At 38.0% G+C, this 16,504-nt stretch carries 17 protein-coding genes; 12 read left to right on the forward strand and 5 right to left on the reverse strand.

The annotated features are described in order from the left end of the window. The first annotated feature begins 59 nt into the window (after positions 1-59). The 5 genes from V4T18_RS00195 (at position 60) to V4T18_RS00215 (ending at position 6,564) form a co-directional block, all read left to right on the forward strand. Positions 60-1,754 (forward strand): methylmalonyl-CoA mutase family protein, encoded by a 1,695-nt coding sequence (locus tag V4T18_RS00195; protein ID WP_332645246.1) that lies wholly within the window; start codon positions 60-62, stop codon positions 1,752-1,754. Beyond that, the gene (gene scpA, locus V4T18_RS00200; protein WP_332645247.1) at positions 1,751-3,895 is read left to right on the forward strand and encodes a methylmalonyl-CoA mutase; all 2,145 of its coding nucleotides are present in this window, start codon (positions 1,751-1,753) and stop codon (positions 3,893-3,895) included. Before V4T18_RS00195 ends, scpA begins: the two co-directional genes overlap by 4 nt. A 5-nt stretch (positions 3,896-3,900) precedes the next feature. Then, a complete protein-coding gene (meaB, locus tag V4T18_RS00205) occupies positions 3,901-4,986 on the forward strand; it encodes a methylmalonyl Co-A mutase-associated GTPase MeaB (protein ID WP_332645249.1) in 1,086 nt (361 codons plus the stop codon). 104 nt (positions 4,987-5,090) lie between these two features. Next, positions 5,091-5,531, forward strand: coding sequence for a BrxA/BrxB family bacilliredoxin (locus tag V4T18_RS00210; RefSeq protein ID WP_332645250.1), 441 nt, complete (start codon positions 5,091-5,093; stop codon positions 5,529-5,531). A gap of 76 nt (positions 5,532-5,607) precedes the next feature. Then, the gene (locus tag V4T18_RS00215) at positions 5,608-6,564 is read left to right on the forward strand and encodes an aromatic acid exporter family protein (RefSeq protein WP_332645251.1); all 957 of its coding nucleotides are present in this window, start codon (positions 5,608-5,610) and stop codon (positions 6,562-6,564) included. 27 nt (positions 6,565-6,591) lie between these two features. On the opposite strand, the gene prli42 is transcribed toward V4T18_RS00215, so the two are convergent. Next, a complete protein-coding gene (gene prli42, locus V4T18_RS00220; protein ID WP_332645252.1) occupies positions 6,592-6,687 on the reverse strand; it encodes a stressosome-associated protein Prli42 in 96 nt (31 codons plus the stop codon). A 100-nt stretch (positions 6,688-6,787) separates the two neighbouring features. On the opposite strand from prli42, the gene mce reads away from it, so the two are divergent. From mce to V4T18_RS00245, 5 genes are all read left to right on the forward strand, one after another. Continuing rightward, positions 6,788-7,204 carry a methylmalonyl-CoA epimerase gene (gene mce, locus V4T18_RS00225; RefSeq protein WP_332645254.1) on the forward strand — a complete coding sequence of 139 codons (417 nt, stop codon included), beginning with the start codon at positions 6,788-6,790 and terminating at the stop codon, positions 7,202-7,204. Then, a complete protein-coding gene (locus V4T18_RS00230; RefSeq protein WP_332645257.1) occupies positions 7,204-8,763 on the forward strand; it encodes an acyl-CoA carboxylase subunit beta in 1,560 nt (519 codons plus the stop codon). The genes mce and V4T18_RS00230 overlap by 1 nt, the downstream gene beginning before the upstream one ends. Before the next feature lie 153 nt (positions 8,764-8,916). Next, entirely contained in the window at positions 8,917-9,870 is a 954-nt protein-coding gene (locus V4T18_RS00235) for a hypothetical protein (RefSeq protein ID WP_332645259.1), read from the forward strand. Between the two features lie 72 nt (positions 9,871-9,942). Continuing rightward, the gene (locus tag V4T18_RS00240) at positions 9,943-11,055 is read left to right on the forward strand and encodes a M20/M25/M40 family metallo-hydrolase (RefSeq protein WP_332645261.1); all 1,113 of its coding nucleotides are present in this window, start codon (positions 9,943-9,945) and stop codon (positions 11,053-11,055) included. A gap of 21 nt (positions 11,056-11,076) precedes the next feature. Next, complete coding sequence (locus V4T18_RS00245; RefSeq protein WP_332645263.1) at positions 11,077-11,559, forward strand: chemotaxis protein CheW; 483 nt, start codon at positions 11,077-11,079, stop codon at positions 11,557-11,559. A 50-nt stretch (positions 11,560-11,609) separates the two neighbouring features. Here V4T18_RS00245 and V4T18_RS00250 read toward each other — a convergent pair whose 3' ends face one another. Beyond that, positions 11,610-12,242, reverse strand: coding sequence for a TetR/AcrR family transcriptional regulator (locus V4T18_RS00250; RefSeq protein WP_332645266.1), 633 nt, complete (start codon positions 12,240-12,242; stop codon positions 11,610-11,612). Between the two features lie 128 nt (positions 12,243-12,370). On the opposite strand from V4T18_RS00250, the gene V4T18_RS00255 reads away from it, so the two are divergent. Then, positions 12,371-13,120 (forward strand): SDR family NAD(P)-dependent oxidoreductase, encoded by a 750-nt coding sequence (locus V4T18_RS00255; RefSeq protein ID WP_332645269.1) that lies wholly within the window; start codon positions 12,371-12,373, stop codon positions 13,118-13,120. A gap of 50 nt (positions 13,121-13,170) precedes the next feature. Here the strand turns inward: V4T18_RS00255 and V4T18_RS00260 are convergent, their stop codons facing one another. Then, entirely contained in the window at positions 13,171-13,332 is a 162-nt protein-coding gene (locus V4T18_RS00260) for a hypothetical protein (RefSeq protein WP_332645272.1), read from the reverse strand. A 127-nt stretch (positions 13,333-13,459) separates the two neighbouring features. Beyond that, entirely contained in the window at positions 13,460-14,611 is a 1,152-nt protein-coding gene (locus tag V4T18_RS00265; RefSeq protein WP_332645274.1) for an FtsW/RodA/SpoVE family cell cycle protein, read from the reverse strand. A 191-nt stretch (positions 14,612-14,802) separates the two neighbouring features. Here V4T18_RS00265 and V4T18_RS00270 point away from each other — a divergent pair, with 191 nt between their 5' ends. Next, complete coding sequence (locus tag V4T18_RS00270) at positions 14,803-15,420, forward strand: NUDIX hydrolase (protein WP_332645276.1); 618 nt, start codon at positions 14,803-14,805, stop codon at positions 15,418-15,420. A gap of 53 nt (positions 15,421-15,473) precedes the next feature. Here V4T18_RS00270 and V4T18_RS00275 read toward each other — a convergent pair whose 3' ends face one another. Then, positions 15,474-16,181, reverse strand: a complete 708-nt coding sequence (locus V4T18_RS00275; RefSeq protein WP_332645279.1) for a class I SAM-dependent methyltransferase — start codon at positions 16,179-16,181, stop codon at positions 15,474-15,476. Positions 16,182-16,504 lie beyond the last annotated feature (323 nt).

A 16,504-nucleotide genomic window follows, 5' to 3' on the forward strand; every position in this document is an offset into this window, starting at 1 on the left:
CTTTCTCATGTAAAATACATCTTAGAAAATAGTAAGGGGGGAAGCTGATTAGCGTCCACATGTCAACTAACATGAAAGAAATTGAGTTTCAGGCAGCTAGTTATGAACAATGGAAAGAGCAGGCAGTCTCTGCTTTAAAAGGGAAGCCTTTTGAATCCTTGTTCACGAAAACAATTGAAGGGGTAACACTTGAGCCACTTTACACGCAAGAAATGCTCCTAGAAAAATTAGGAGATCAGCTTGAGAAGCAAGTATCTACAATCCGTACGTTATCGGCAACTACGGGCTTAGATGTTGCTCAGCAAATTACTGGTGATTCTACTGAGGAGTTTATCGCTAATCTAGAAGAGAGCTTAGCTCGTGGAAATGATGTCATTACGATTGATAGCCGTGTACCCTTTACATGGGATAACTCAATCGTAGGCAAATTAGCGGATTATTTAACTGAATATTCTTTCAAACTGATTATTCAAAACGAAAATGACCCTATCCTATCCGTGTTTGACAAAATCGAAGAGGCAAAACGTGCAGAGGTTGAAGGCTACATAGTATCCGATCAAGCGATTCAATTATCGAATTATCCAAAAGTACGTACTTCAGGAGCAAACACTGTAAAGTACCATAATAATGGTGCGAATGCGGTACAAGAGCTTGCAATTGCCCTCGCTTTAGCTAGTAAGTATGCGGGTCAAGAGGGTAGCTATGAAAAGTTCGCTTCAAAATTCTTTGTGAATTTTGCAATCGATACTCAGTTTTTCGCAGAAATTGCTAAATTACGTGCTTTTAAAGTACTTTGGAAAGCGTTTTCTTCAGCATTCGACGCTGAGGCTATAGCTGTTCCAATCGTAGCTGAAACGTCAGTACGAAGCTTCTCTAAGGTAGACGTATATGTAAACCTTTTACGTGCTGGTAACGAGGCGTTTGCTGGTGCGATTGGTGGGGCTGATGTATTTACAGTACATCCACATGATGTTTTATCTCGTCCAACAAACCAATCTACACGTATTGCGCGCAACGTACTACTTGTAACGAAGGAAGAATCGTTAGTCCTAAATGTACAGGATCCATCAGGTGGTTCTTACTTTATCGAATCGTTAACTGCTGATTTTGTAAAAGAAGCATGGGAGCTATTCCTTGAAATTGAGGAGGCAGGCGGTATCGATGCTTACGAAGAAAAATTAACAGAGCAAATCGATGCGGTCTATGCAGATCGATTAAAAGCTGTTGAAACACGTAAAGCATCCCTAATCGGTACGAATATTTATGCAAACCCAGTCGATGAAATCGCTACTGAGGAAAATATTCAATTTACAGACGTAAAGCGATTAGCTATTCCATTTGAAAATATTCGTCGTGAATTCGCAGCGGCTAATATTAAAATTGGAATCCTAACTTTTGGTCAGCTGAAAAACTTTAAAGCTCGCGCTGATTTCGTTGCAGGCGTATTTGCAACTGCAGGTGTAGTAGCAGAGCAATCAGATGCTATCTCTTCTATGGAAGAGGCGAAAGCCTGGTTAAATAATTCGGACTTTGATTATGTAGTCGTTGCTGCTACAGATGATGATACAAAAGCGTTAGTGCCAGCTTTACTTGAGGGCAAACGTGCTGGGCTAGTATTAGACGCAGCAGGTAAGTACAAAGAGGAAGAGGCAGAGTGGACAGCAAAAGGCTTAAATGGCTTTGTGTTTGCTGGTCAAAACATCATCGAGAAGCTCAACTCTGTTGCTGCTAGTGTGAAGGAGGTACAACGATGAGTAAACCAAACTTTAAGTCTGTTATCATCGAAAACGTGTTAAACGCTGAAGCACAGCAATCAACAGGTACGTTTTTAACAAACGAAGGTATAGATGTGAATTCTGTTTATACAAAAGAGGATATTAAAAATACAAAGCATGTGAAAGATGTTGCAGGTATTGCACCAAACACACGTGGACCATATCCAACAATGTACGTTGCTCGTCCTTGGACGGTACGTCAATATGCAGGTTTCTCAACTGCAGAAGAATCAAATGCGTTCTATCGTCGTAACTTAGCGATGGGTCAAAAAGGTTTATCAGTAGCGTTTGACTTAGCAACACACCGTGGTTATGACTCAGATCACCAACGTGTAACAGGTGATGTAGGAAAAGCTGGTGTTGCTATCGACTCTGTAGAAGACGCTAAAATTTTATTTGACGGCATTCCGTTAGATCAAATGTCTGTATCGATGACGATGAACGGTGCGGTATTACCAGTTCTTGCTTTCTATATCATTGCAGCAGAAGAGCAAGGAGTATCGCCTGATAAGCTTGCTGGGACAATTCAAAATGATATCTTAAAAGAGTATATGGTGCGTAACACATACATTTATCCACCAGCTATGTCGATGAAAATTATCGCTGATATTTTTGAATATACAGCGAAATATATGCCTAAGTTTAACTCGATTTCAATTTCGGGCTACCATATTCAAGAAGCTGGTGCAACGAATGATATTGAGTTAGGTTATACACTTGCTGATGGTTTAGAGTATGTTCGTACAGGTTTAAAAGCAGGAATTGATATCGATGCATTTGCACCTCGCCTATCATTCTTCTGGGCAATCGGTATGAACTATTACATGGAAGTGGCGAAAATGCGTGCAGCTCGTCGTATTTGGGCACAAATGATGTCTACATTCAATCCGAAAAACCCGAAAACATTAGCGCTACGTACACACTCTCAAACTTCTGGATGGTCTTTAACTGAGCAAGATCCATTCAATAACGTAACGCGTACATTAATCGAAGCAAATGCTGCAGCTATGGGCCATACACAGTCTCTTCATACGAATGCATTGGATGAAGCGATTGCACTACCAACAGACTTCTCTGCACGTATTGCACGTAATACACAGTTATTCTTACAAGAAGAAACAGGTATGACGAAGGTTATCGATCCGTGGGGCGGTTCATATTACGTAGAAAAGTTAACAGAAGAGCTTACAGAAAAAGCTTGGGCATTAATCGAAGAAATTGAGGAGCTTGGCGGTATGGCGAAAGCAATCGATACAGGTCTTCCAAAAATGAAAGTTGAAGAAGCAGCGGCAAAACGCCAAGCAAAAATTGACTCAAAAACAGAAACAATAGTTGGCGTTAACAAATACCGCCTTGCTGAAGAAGAACCGATTGATATTTTAGATATCGATAATACAATTGTTCGTCAAAAGCAAATTGAGCGTCTTGAAGAAATGAAGTCGAAACGTGATGAAGCAGAAGTACAAAAGCATTTAGCTCGCCTTACAAAAGCAGCTGAAACAGGTGAAGAAAACCTACTTGCAGTTGCAGTTGACGCTGCTCGTGCACGTGCTTCACTAGGTGAAATTTCAGATGCAATTGAAGCAGTTTCAGGTCGTCATAAAGCTATTATCCGTTCAATTTCAGGTGTATACTCTTCAAACTTCTCTGATGCTGAACAAATTACAGAAGTGAAGCAAATGACAGAAGAGTTCTTAGAAAACGAAGGACGTCGCCCACGTATTTTAGTAGCAAAAATGGGACAAGACGGGCATGATCGTGGTGCAAAGGTCGTAGCAACAGGTTATGCTGACTTAGGCTTCGACGTAGATATTTCACCATTATTCATGACACCAGCTGAAACGGCTCAAATGGCTGTTGAAAATGATGTTCACTGTGTAGGTGTTTCATCACTTGCAGCAGGTCACAAAACGTTAGTACCAGAATTAGTAGGCGAGCTCAAGAAGCTTGGTCGCGAAGATATTATCGTAATTTGCGGTGGAGTAATCCCAGCTCAGGATTATGAATTCTTATACGAAGCAGGTGCTGTTGCAATCTTCGGTCCAGGTACAGTAATTCCTGTATCAGCACAAAAAATTATCGAAGAAATTTATAAACGATTAGGCTACGAGGAAGTGTAAAACTAATGGAATACTTCAAAGGGATGGAAGAGAACGGCTTACACGTAATGGATGGTGTCAAGGGTGGTCATGATGGTATGAACTATGCTACGCCGAAAAAGTTTCGTAAAAAAAAGCATGAAGCACTTGATATCCCGAGCTTGGCTAGTGAGGTACGAGAAGGAAATCGTGCCTCGCTGTCAAAAGCAATTACATTAGTGGAAAGCTCTAATCTCGAGCATAAGGATCAAGCACAAAAGTTATTACAGGAATTACTACCCCATACAGGAAATAGTATCCGAGTTGGCATTACGGGTGTCCCTGGAGCAGGGAAGAGCTCATTTATTGAGGCATTCGGTACGATGCTTTGTAAAATGGGGAAAAGAGTGGCAGTACTTGCCATCGACCCTAGTTCCTCACTATCAGGTGGCAGTATTTTAGGTGATAAAACACGGATGGAAGAGCTTGTGCGTCAGCCTAACTCTTATGTCCGACCTTCTCCATCAGCTGGTACACTTGGCGGAGTGCATAAAAAAACGCGTGAAACAATGCTTATTTGTGAGGCGGCTGGCTATGATGTCATTTTGATTGAAACAGTCGGTGTAGGACAAAGTGAAACATATGTACGTGGTATGGTGGATTTCTTCCTGCTACTTGCGTTAACAGGGGCGGGAGATGAGCTACAAGGAATGAAGAAAGGGATTATGGAGCTTGCAGACGGCATTTTAGTGCACAAAGCAGATGGTGATAACCTCCGTATTGCACGTAAGACAGTTCAAGAATACAAGCAAATCCTGCATTTCTTACAGCCAGCTACACCGGGTTGGCTAAGTACATCACTTCCTGCGTCATCTTTAGAAAAGACTGGACTAGATAAAGTTTGGGAAATGATTCTTTCATTCGAAGGGACAATAAAATCGTCAAATTACTGGGAAGTTCGTCGTCAGCAGCAAACGCGAGATTGGTTCCATTCTATGATTACGGATCATCTAATTGACTCGTTTTATAAAAATACTGACCGTAAAATACAGGTGAGAAATTTAGAAAACGAAATTCTACATGGACGACTTACCGTAACTCAAGGTGTAAATCAATTATTTGAAGATAATTAAGCATAAATCGTTATGAACTGTAATTTTTATATCATTTCAGTCCTTTGCACAGAGGGTATAGTCCTGCTATGATTAAATAGTATTGTGAAAGGAGCAATGAAGTGATGAATATGGATTATGATTTATTTATGCAACAAATTACGACAACAGCTCGTGCTGAAATGGAAGCAGCAGGTTATGAACAGCTTCGTACACCAGAAGACGTAGAGGCTGCTTTTGAAAGAAAGGGTACTACACTTGTAATGGTGAACTCTGTATGCGGCTGTGCAGGTGGGATTGCTCGTCCAGCAGCCTCAAGTGCTGTTCACTATGACAAACGTCCAGATCATTTAGTAACTGTATTTGCTGGTCAAGATAAAGAAGCAACTGCAGCAGCTCGTTATCACTTTGGTGAAGATCATTTACCTTCATCACCATCTTTTGTATTACTAAAAGATGGAAAAGTTGTAGCAGAAGTAGGTCGTTATGAAATCGAAGGACACGATCCAATGTCTGTAGTAACGAATTTACAAGCTAACTTTGAAGAATACTGCGAAGAAGTCTAGTATAGCGGTGTTTAGAAGTGTTAAGTCCTTAACTTTTAAGGACTAACACTTTCTAATATAGAGGAGAATGGTCGATATGAAAAAGTTTTCAATCGGTTATCGTACATTAAAAACCGCTGTTGGTGCTTCTATTGCGATAGCAGTTGCCCAGTATTTTGATTTGCATTTTTATACCGCAGCAGGGATTTTAACGATTCTTTGTGTGCAGCCAACTAAAAAGAAATCACTCTATGCAGTCTATACACGTGTTGTTGCAAGCTTAATAGGAATGGCTCTTGCATACATATTTTTCGAAATATTCGGATACAATCCGGTCGTTTTAGGTATTATGCTCGTGCTATTTGTACCAACAATTGTGTCTTTAGGTGTCTCTGCTGGATTTGTTTCTAGTGCAGTAATCATTTTGCACATTTATTCTGAGGCGAATTTTACCATCGCCCTATTCTATAATGAACTAGGATTAATGGCGATTGGATATTTAACAGGCTTGGCAGTGAATATGTATATGCCAGATATTCAAAAACAGCTCGATCGTTATCGTATTGAAATTGAAGCGTTATACCGCAATGTATTTTCTGAAATTGCGAAATATTTGCGGAGCGGTGATACTCTCTGGGATGGGAATGAACTCGTTCAAGCAGTTACAATATTGAATAAGGCAAAGGCACTTGCTTTCCAAGACGTTGAAAATCATATCACTCGAAAAGACAATATATATTATGTTTATTTTGATATGAGGGAGCAGCAGCTTGAAATTATTGAACGAGTGCTGCCAAAAATTACTGCCTTACCTGTTATAGTACAACAATCAGAATTAGTCGCTGTGTTTATGGAAGAGCTAAGTGAAAATGTGCATTCAGGCAATACCGCTAGTTATTTTAGAGAAAAGCTAGAAGAAGTAAAAGTTGAGTTTGCAAAAATGCCGTTGCCAAATGACCATCAAACATTTCTGGCGATGGCGGCATTATATCAATTTATTGAGGAAATGGATGCCTATCTAGCAATTAAAGAATCGTTTAGAGGTATGAAATAAAAAAGCGGGTGCTAAACTGCACCCACTTTAACCGATCATTGCTAGACCCATTGCAATTGTTGAAATCAGCATAATAGCAACCATCGAATAGACAACAATTTTTTGGAATTTCTTATTACTCATAGTGATCGCTCCTTCTTTTATCTTTCAATAGTGTATCAAAAATAGAGAAATTCTCAAGCTAAATTGTTTTTAGCATTCATTAAAAGGGGAGTTTTACACAATGGAAAAAGTAGACCACATTGGAATTGCAGTAAGAAACATCGATGAACGTATTACATACTACACGGAGACACTTGGCCTAAAGCTATTAAAGCTCGAAGAAGTTGAATCTCAGCAAGTAAAAGTAGCGTTCATCGACGCAGGTAACGTGAAAATTGAACTTTTAGAACCTATGAGTGAGAAAAGTGCAATCCATGGCTTTCTAGAAAAGCGTGGAGAAGGCATCCACCATGTTGCATTTGGTGTAACTGGAATTCGTGAGCGAATGGCAGAGCTTCGCGAAAAGGGTGTACGCCTACTTTCAGATGAGCCAGGACCAGGTGCTGGTGATGCTGAAGTTGCTTTCTTACATCCGAAAGATTCTTTCGGTGTTCTTTATGAATTATGTGATAAAAGTGGAAAAGGGGAAAAGAAATAATGACGATTACGTTAGATATGTTTGACAAAATTAATGAACTTTATGACCGCAAAGGCATTATCGAGCTTGGTGGCGGTGATACTCGTATCCAAAAGCAACACGAAAAAGGCAAAATGACAGCTCGTGAGCGTATCGAAATGCTACTTGACGAAGGGTCATTTGTAGAAATCAATCCATTCATTACACACCGTACTGTAGACTTCGGCATGGAAAAGTTAGAAGGACCTGGTGATGGTGTAGTAACTGGTTTCGGTAAAATCAATGGTCGTAATGTGTATTTATTTGCTCAAGACTTCACAGTATTTGGTGGAGCACTTGGTGAAATGCACGCGAAAAAAATTGCAACTGTTATGGACTTAGCGGCGAAAAATGGTACTCCATTTATCGGCATTAACGATTCAGGCGGTGCGCGTATTCAAGAGGGTGTACTTTCACTTGATGGATACGGTCACATTTTCTACCGTAACTCAATTTATTCAGGTGTAATTCCACAAATCTCAGTTATTATGGGACCTTGTGCGGGTGGAGCGGTTTATTCACCAGCTATCACTGACTTTATCCTGATGGTAGATAAAACATCTCAAATGTTTATTACAGGTCCTAAAGTAATTGAAACAGTTACAGGTGAGAAAATTTCATCAGAAGGTCTTGGTGGTTCAAAAGTACACAACGCTGTTTCAGGTAATGCTCACTTCCGTGCAGCGAATGAAGAAGAAGCAATCTCGCAAATTCAACAACTACTTTCTTACTTACCACAAAACAACAAAGAGAAAGCACCAAAGCAAGCTGCTCCAGAGGGAGATAACTTCCGTTCAGAGCTTGTAGATATCGTGCCAATCGACCAAACGAAATCTTATGATGTTCGTAAAGTAGTTGAACTAGTAGTAGATGAAGGTACATTTATGGAAGTGCAAAAAGAATTCGCGAAAAATATCGTAGTCGGCTTCGCGCGCATCGCTGGTGAATCAGTTGGTCTAGTATGTAACCAACCAAAATTCTTAGCGGGCGGCCTTGATATCGATTCTTCAGATAAACTAGCTCGTTTTGTACGTACTTGTGACGCATATAATGTACCAGTTATTACGTTCGAGGACGTATCTGGCTTCTTCCCAGGCGTTAAGCAAGAGCATGGTGGTATTATTCGTCACGGTGCGAAAATCCTTTATGCTTACTCAGAAGCAACAGTACCAAAAATCACTGTAATTTTACGTAAAGCATACGGTGGAGCGTACGTAGCACTTAACTCTAAATCAATCGGTGCGGACCTAGTATTCGCTTGGCCAAACGCTGAAATCGCAGTAATGGGTGCTGCTGGTGCGGCAAACATCATCCACGCTGGTGAAATTGCGAAATCAGAAGATCCAGAAGCAACACGTGCACAAAAAATCGAAGAATACAAAGAGAAATTCGCAAATCCTTACGTTGCAGCATCTCGCGGTATGGTAGACGATGTAATTGACCCACGTGAAACACGTATTAAGTTAATCCAAGCATTAGATATGCTTTCAACAAAACACGAGGATCGCCCGTACAAAAAACACGGTAACATTCCTCTATAAGATAGATAGAGTCGCTCTCAATTTGAGGGCGGCTTCTTTATTTATTATAAAATAATCTGTCTTCATAATTTTAGCGCTATTAACCAATATAGTGTTAGTTTCCATTTCACTTAAATAACGATTACAATAGTAGAGAAGGAGTGTGGAAAGAAAATGAAATTAAGACAATACCAACAAGAGCTGCAAAAATATAAATTGGAAATACTCTCACTAGAAAAGTTAAAGAAACAACAACAATCATTAGAAAAACAATTACACCATACAGAATTGAATATCCAAAAATACGAGCAAGAATTAAAAAATGGACGAAAAAAATTAAATAAGTTAGATGGTTTTTCATTTGTTAATGTATTCTATAATTGGATAGGAAAACAGCAGGAGCTACAAGAAGAACGTTATGATCTATTAGCAACAGCAGAGCTTAAATTAATTGAAGCACAATTAATGTACGAGGATTTAAATGACGATTTAGTTGATACAATATACAAAATAAATGCAATTAATGAGGAGTACTTAATAGCTCAAATTAAGGAAATTGAAAACAAAATTCAAGTTTACTACATGGCAAATAATCACGTAAAGGCAGCCCAGTTAAATCAAGTTTTAGAGCAGCAATTTTTATTACAACAATTATTAATTGAAATACATGAGGCGATTGTAGCAGGAAAAGAAGCACAAAAAGAGCTAACTGAAGCTGCAAAAGCGTTAAGTAATGCAAATAATTATTCTACATGGGATTTGTTAGGTGGGGGATTTATTGTAACTACATTGAAGCACGAGAAGCTTGATCAGTCCAAAGCATATCTTCACCGGGCACAAATAGCGCTTCAACGCTTTCAAAATGAATTACTAGATATCCAAGAAATCAAAAACGATACCCTGCAAGTAGATACAGACGGCTTTGTAAAGTTCGCTGATTTCTTCTTTGATGATATTTTTTCAGCATGGTCGATTCATTCAAAAATTTCTACGTCTACAAATCAAATATCAAGAGTTTTAGATGATGTATCTAATACATTAATAGCACTACAACAAAAAGTTGAAATAGCGGAGCGAAAAAAAGAACAATTATCTGCTGAAAAAGATAAGTTGATATCAAATGAATAGGGATAATTGTTTTTTATTGGCTATAGAGGTAAAATAGTCTCATCTTGTTTCGAAAGAAGGAGAGTGTACTTTATGACTACACGAATCGTAAAAGAATTTTTAGAGCTTGTACAAATTGACTCTGAAACAAAGCATGAAGAAATCATTGCGCCAATTATTGTAAAAAAGTTAGAGGGATTGGGCTTTGATGTAGTCCAAGATGATGCCCATACACGAAATGGACATGGCGCAGGAAATATTATAGCAACGTTGAATGGATCCTTAAAGGTCGAGCCAATCTATTTTACGGTACATATGGATACAGTTGTACCAGGAAAAGGTATTCGACCAGAAATTCGTGAGGATGGATATATTTACTCTGATGGCACAACGATTTTAGGGGCTGATGATAAAGCTGGAATGGCAGCCCTTTTTGAAATGATACGTCGTTTAAAGGAGGAAAGCGTTGAGCATGGCACGATCCAATTCATTATTACTGCTGGAGAGGAAAGTGGCTTAGCTGGTGCGAAAGAGCTGGACCCATCAATGATTATTGCCAAATACGGCTTTGCTGTTGATAGTGATGGTAAAGTAGGAGGCATTGTTACTGCAGCACCATATCAAGCAAAAATCCAAGCAAAAATTATTGGGAAAACAGCGCATGCAGGGGTAGCACCGGAAAAGGGCATATCCGCTATTACAGTCGCTGCAAAGGCAATTGCAAAGATGAAGCTAGGACGTCTTGATGATGAAACAACTGCTAATATTGGACGCTTCGAGGGTGGAAAAGCAACAAATATCGTTTGTGATGAGGTGCATATTTTAGCAGAGGCACGCTCTATTAATAAAGAAAAGTTAGATACTCAAACAGCTCATATGAAGGAAACTTTTGAGGCAGTAGCAAACGAGCTGGGAGCGAAAGCGGAGGTCGATGTGGAGATAATGTATCCGGGCTTCTCTGTTACGGAGAACGATCGCGTTGTACAAGTGGCAATGAACGCAGTTCGCGCAATTGGTCGTACACCAAACCTCGGTAAATCAGGTGGAGGTAGCGATGCTAACATAATTGCTGGCTTTGGAATTCCGACGGTGAACTTATCGGTTGGCTATGAGGAAATTCATACGACTAATGAACGTATGCCTATTGAGGAATTAGAAAAGCTAGCCGATTTATTAGTTGAGGTAGTGAAAAGCTCCGCGAACTAAAATAGTAAAAGAGGTGACCTTATGGGGTTCGAAAAATCAGTTGTTTTTGCATGTGGACATGAAGAGTATGCAGTGCCAGTAGATCAAGTTGTATCGATTGAAAAGCTAGAGCGAGTAACGCCAATTCCACACTTGCCGAAATATTTATTAGGTTTTACACGAGCGCGCGGTGAGTTAATTCCAGTCATTGATTTTGGACTTATTTTATATAACCAGCCATGCTCAGGTGATAATATACGATGTTTAATTCTCAATACAGATGTGGTGAACTATGGCTTAGTTGTTGGAGAAGCGCGAGAAATTTTTGATTTTAACCCATCGACTTTAAAGCAAATGGGGCTTGTGAATTATGCGAAAACTCAATATTTCACAGCTGTAGCAAACCTAGAGGACCGTATGATTACGTGTGTGGATCCCAAAATTTTAGTTAATTCCTTAGAAGGCATCCGCGAAATAATTGAATACTTACACAAAATGCTAGAAAATGAAGAAGTAAATAGCTAATCGAGAGCCACGACATGTCCAACAATTGTATGTCGTGGCTTTCATGTATATTATAAAGGCTTTAATGACTGAAGGATTAACTTCATCATAATTTGCTGCTGCTTTTCATTTGTAATATCTTCAGGTAATTCTGCTAGATCTTCGGAAAGAGATAGCTTAGCTGTAAATTTACCAAAGCAATTAATATACGTAATGAGGGCAGTTTGAATATCCAATGATAAATTGATCGATCCATCAATTCTTCCTTGCTCAATAATAGATAGTAAATGGTTAATCATTCGACGCTGTACTTCTTGATATCTGTCAATATTTTCTAATGGTTCAGCTCGATAGGCAGCGTAGCTTTCGAAAACTTCACGAAAACGAATAATTTTTTTATTTTCTTCATCATTAAACGATAAAAAATAATTCAATAATTGCTCGACCTTTTCAAAAGCAGTTTGTGAGCTAGATGCAATCGTAAAGAATGCACGTTCAAAGCGAGTCATAATTTGACAGGCTACTGCTACTATTAGTAACTCTTTTTTAGGAAAATAGCGAAACAACGTTGCAATACCTATTTCCGATAAATTAGCAATCTCCTGCATTTGCACATCATACAATCCTTTACTAATAAATAATTCTGTAGCTTTATCAATAATTTGCTGTTGTCGAATTTCCTTATTTTTTTCTCTAATCCTCACTGTTTGTCACTTCCTTGTATTCCATTATAAATGTAAGCGTTTTTGTTGCAAATTAATTATTAGTATATTAGAATAAATTTGAAAATGTGATAGTCAGACTATCATAAATAAAAAATGAGGTGTCAAACATGGCTCGATTACAAAACAAAATAGCAATTATTACAGGTGCAGGAAGCGGTATGGGAGAAGCAACAGCTTTAACTTTCGCACAACAAGGCGCAAAGGTAGTTGCGACAGATATTAATACAGAAGCAGTAGAAGCTGTTGTAGCACGTATTAAAGAAGAGGGCGGAGAAGCAATCGCAGTTTCACATAACGTAGCCTCTCGTGAGGATTGGGAAAATGTATATGCACAAGCTATTGAGGCTTTCGGTGCTGTAAATATTTTAGTAAACAACGCTGGTATTTCACTAGCAACACCATTTAATGAGCAAACAGAAGCAATGTGGGATAAAGTATACAATATTAACATCGACAGCGTAATGCTAGGTATGCAATTAGCAATAAAGCATATGGAAGAAAACGGTGGTTCAATTGTGAACATTTCATCAACTGCCGCTTTAACAGGTATGGCAGGTGCAGGAGCTTATACTGCATCTAAAGGTGCTGTTTCAGCAATTACACGTGCTGCTGCTGTAGACTACGGTAAAAAGAACATTCGTGTAAATGCGATCAACCCTGGTTATATCGTGACACCAATGAGTGCGCCTCATATGGAAAATCCACAATATAAAGCGCATTTCTTAAACGGTATTGCATTACCTGAATTAGGAACGGCTCAAAATATTGCAGATACTGTTGTATTTCTAGCATCAGATGAAGCTGCTCATATTTCAGGCATTAACTTAGCTGTTGATGGTGGAATGACAGCGAAATAATAGAGAAAAAACCTGCGCCCGAATCAGCTCAGCCGATACGGAACGCAGGTTTATTTATTCATCTTTTCATTTATTTCTCCTAGTAATTTTGATTGTTGCTTTAATAATTTTATAACTGTAAAAGTGACCCAAACAATAAATACGATCGGTATCAAATAAAATACAATAATCATGATTGGTAATAAAGTAAGGACAGTTGTTGCTGGTTCCATATACATTTCTCCTAAATTAACAAAATATTTAATATGTCATATTATATTACAAATGTATTAATGTGGCTATTCTAAATGGAACATGCAACAATATGACCGTTTACTTTTCTGCTTCTTCCTTATTTATCTAAAAGAAATACCCCTCATACGTCTTTTTAAAGCTCAGTATTACGCCAATCAGCATGAAATTAGATAACAGTGAGCTACCGCCATAGCTTACGAAGGGGAGTGTGACACCTGTGATAGGCATTAGACCGAGTGTCATGCCGATATTTTGGAATATTTGAAAGGTTAATAACCCAATGATACCTGCGCCGATTACATAAGCAAAATGATTTTTAGTACTTATAATAATGACTACAAGTCGGAAAAGTAATAAGAAAAACAGTATGATTACAATTGAAGCGCCAATAAATCCAGTTTCTTCAGCAATCGTAGAAAAAATATAATCTGTATGTTTTTCTGGTACATAAACATCGTTTTGTAAATAACCTTTCCCCGTTAATTCCCCAGAACCGATTGCTAGCATTCCTTGTCTTCCCTGATAGGAAGAATCCTCAAATTCATAGGGTGAAAGCCAACCATTAATCCGTGATATTTGATGGTCATCAAGCTTACTAAGTAATTGCTCATTATAAAAATCATTGTATTGTGTGAAAATTACTATGAAGGCTAGTACAACGGTTAAAGGTATTGCAGCTAGTCCTATTAAAATTTTTCTGCTAATTGTTGAGAAATAAATCATCGGTATGATCAATGCTAAATAGAGCATAATCATCCCTGTGTCTGGTTGCTTATAAACAATGAGCATGGGTGGAACAGTAATAATGGCGATTTTTAATAATAATAAGCTATCAGAAGATAAACTATTATTTATAAGTTTTTCTCGATGCCCTGTGATTGTTTTCGCTAATACTAATACAAAAGCAAACTTCATAAATTCTGACGGCTGAAAGGTCCCGATAAAGGGTATTTGATACCACGCTTTCGCATCATTAATAGGCTTTGCGATGCTTTCTGGTGCAAAAATTAGAGCGATTAATAGTAGTAAAATTAGCACATAGAAAATCCATGCGATTTTTTTTAACTGCTCACTATCAAGCCAAGCGATCGCAAACATTATAATAAAGCCAATGCTATAAAAGAGGCATTGCTTTATTATAAATGCTCCTGAATATTGTGAGAATGTAGTATTACTTGAATGAATAAAAAAAACACTAATTATGCCTAGTAAAACTATGTATAGGATAACTTGCTTATCTAAATATTTGCTTATCATTGCTATCTGAACTCCTGGAATGAATTGATAAAATATTATAGTGATACCATTTAGACGTTCGGATAGCAAATATGTTCCATGATATATAAACATTGGATAGTATTGGTGATGTAAACATATTGATTCCCTTTATCCCTTATCATATAAATGTTAGGATAATAGGATATAACATTTAAGGTGAGGGAAGGTTCATGTTCATAGAAAAAGTGAATGCTAAATTAAGCGAGCATAAATCTCTATTTATTGGAGAGGACAATGCTTTCCGTTCAGCAGTGTTAATTCCTTTAGTTAAAATAGAAGGGGAATGGCATATTTTATTTGAGGTTCGTTCTTTTACGATGCGAAAGCAGCCTGGAGATATTAGTTTCCCAGGTGGACGAATAGATGCAACTGATTCATCTCCGTTGGCCGCAGCATTACGTGAAACGCATGAGGAATTAGGTGTCGATCCCAACGATGTGGACTTAGTTGGGCAACTAAGTCCATATATTGCCTCCCCGTCGTTTGTCATTTATCCGTTTGTCGTTCAGCTAGAATATGACAAAATCATTCATTCGTATAATATAGAAGAAGTCGAAGAAGTATTTACAGTTCCAATTAAATGGCTATTAAATTATGAACCATATATGAGTTTAGTTACAGTGCAGCCTGTACCTTCACCAGACTTTCCTTTTGATAAGATAATGAATGGTACTGCCTACCAATGGGGTGGACGTTCGATGGAGGAATGGTTTTATGATTATGAAGGCTATACGATTTGGGGACTAACGGCAAGAATCTTGAAGCATTTTATTGAACTCATAAAATAGAGGGTTGCAGCAAGGGGAAACTAACAATTATTCCTTATCCGTTTACCCCAACATTATTTTGTACAAATAAAAACACGGAAATCCAAAATATGTGCATACTTTTCAGTCATGTCAACATGCTTTTCCATTAGCGTATAAAGTTCTGGTTCTATGTGATCAGAGTAATGAAAATCAGGGGTTGAATAACTTTGAGTGATGGATTGCTTCTCGAGAACATTGATAGGGATAAATCCGGATTGTTCGAATCGATTGATCCATTCTCCTTCTGAAGGGATAGACTCAAATCCGTAAAACTCCTGTATTTCTTTTTTGATATTTTCTTCGATCGATTGGGAAAGGCTTATCTCATTTGCAATAAAACGACCTCCAGACTTTAATAATCGATATATTTCGTTAAGTGCTACAGTTGTTTTGACAAACGAAAGTACAGATTCTGAAAGGATCAAATCAAATGAATTTTCCTGTAGCGTAGTTTTTTCTATGGAACCTTGAAGTATATTAACATGTAATTGCGCTACACTTATTCGCTGCTTAGCCTTTTCAATCATGAGCGGATTTATATCGATAGCAGTTACCTTAGCTCCATACGTTTTAGCTAAATAAGCAGCGGTTTGTCCAGTGCCGCATCCTACATCTAAAATCGTAGTATCGCTGTTAATTTTCTGTAGCTTTAACATTTCTTTCGTTAGATCAATTCCGCCAGGATGAGCACCACCAATACCGAATGTAGATAGTAGATTAAGGTAGTCAGAAATATTCATAAGTATCACCTGCACTGTATATTTGTTTGCATTATATGGGGAATATCAAAATTCGTTCCAAATAATTGAGAATTGATTTTTGATTCACTGCATTGTCTTGAAATTACCGAAATTTGATTAATTTATTTACATTTCGTGTTAAATGTGAGTCTGCAAAGATAAATAGATTTATTTTACTTGCAATTTGGAGAATAAAATGGAGTTTTTTATCGAAATATAAGTATAAATTTTTTTCAGAAATATCTGCAAATGAAAGGGTATCGTTATTAATGTCTAAATATTCTCGCTTTTTCTGTTTTTTAAATAGCTTACTACTATGATAA

Source organism: Lysinibacillus sp. 54212, from assembly GCF_036662795.1.
Classification (GTDB): domain Bacteria; phylum Bacillota; class Bacilli; order Bacillales_A; family Planococcaceae; genus Lysinibacillus_B.

What these genes read in the sequence shown, in the direction of transcription:
- V4T18_RS00195 (WP_332645246.1), top strand. Translation starts at nt 60, where the DNA reads ATGTCAACTAACATGAAAGAAATTGAGTTTCAGGCAGCTAGTTATGAA.
- scpA (WP_332645247.1), top strand. Translation starts at nt 1,751, where the DNA reads ATGAGTAAACCAAACTTTAAGTCTGTTATCATCGAAAACGTGTTAAAC.
- meaB (WP_332645249.1), top strand. Translation starts at nt 3,901, where the DNA reads ATGGAATACTTCAAAGGGATGGAAGAGAACGGCTTACACGTAATGGAT.
- V4T18_RS00210 (WP_332645250.1), top strand. Translation starts at nt 5,091, where the DNA reads ATGAATATGGATTATGATTTATTTATGCAACAAATTACGACAACAGCT.
- V4T18_RS00215 (WP_332645251.1), top strand. Translation starts at nt 5,608, where the DNA reads ATGAAAAAGTTTTCAATCGGTTATCGTACATTAAAAACCGCTGTTGGT.
- prli42 (WP_332645252.1), bottom strand. Translation starts at nt 6,687, where the DNA reads ATGAGTAATAAGAAATTCCAAAAAATTGTTGTCTATTCGATGGTTGCT.
- mce (WP_332645254.1), top strand. Translation starts at nt 6,788, where the DNA reads ATGGAAAAAGTAGACCACATTGGAATTGCAGTAAGAAACATCGATGAA.
- V4T18_RS00230 (WP_332645257.1), top strand. Translation starts at nt 7,204, where the DNA reads ATGACGATTACGTTAGATATGTTTGACAAAATTAATGAACTTTATGAC.
- V4T18_RS00235 (WP_332645259.1), top strand. Translation starts at nt 8,917, where the DNA reads ATGAAATTAAGACAATACCAACAAGAGCTGCAAAAATATAAATTGGAA.
- V4T18_RS00240 (WP_332645261.1), top strand. Translation starts at nt 9,943, where the DNA reads ATGACTACACGAATCGTAAAAGAATTTTTAGAGCTTGTACAAATTGAC.
- V4T18_RS00245 (WP_332645263.1), top strand. Translation starts at nt 11,077, where the DNA reads ATGGGGTTCGAAAAATCAGTTGTTTTTGCATGTGGACATGAAGAGTAT.
- V4T18_RS00255 (WP_332645269.1), top strand. Translation starts at nt 12,371, where the DNA reads ATGGCTCGATTACAAAACAAAATAGCAATTATTACAGGTGCAGGAAGC.
- V4T18_RS00260 (WP_332645272.1), bottom strand. Translation starts at nt 13,332, where the DNA reads ATGGAACCAGCAACAACTGTCCTTACTTTATTACCAATCATGATTATT.
- V4T18_RS00265 (WP_332645274.1), bottom strand. Translation starts at nt 14,611, where the DNA reads ATGATAAGCAAATATTTAGATAAGCAAGTTATCCTATACATAGTTTTA.
- V4T18_RS00270 (WP_332645276.1), top strand. Translation starts at nt 14,803, where the DNA reads ATGTTCATAGAAAAAGTGAATGCTAAATTAAGCGAGCATAAATCTCTA.
- V4T18_RS00275 (WP_332645279.1), bottom strand. Translation starts at nt 16,181, where the DNA reads ATGAATATTTCTGACTACCTTAATCTACTATCTACATTCGGTATTGGT.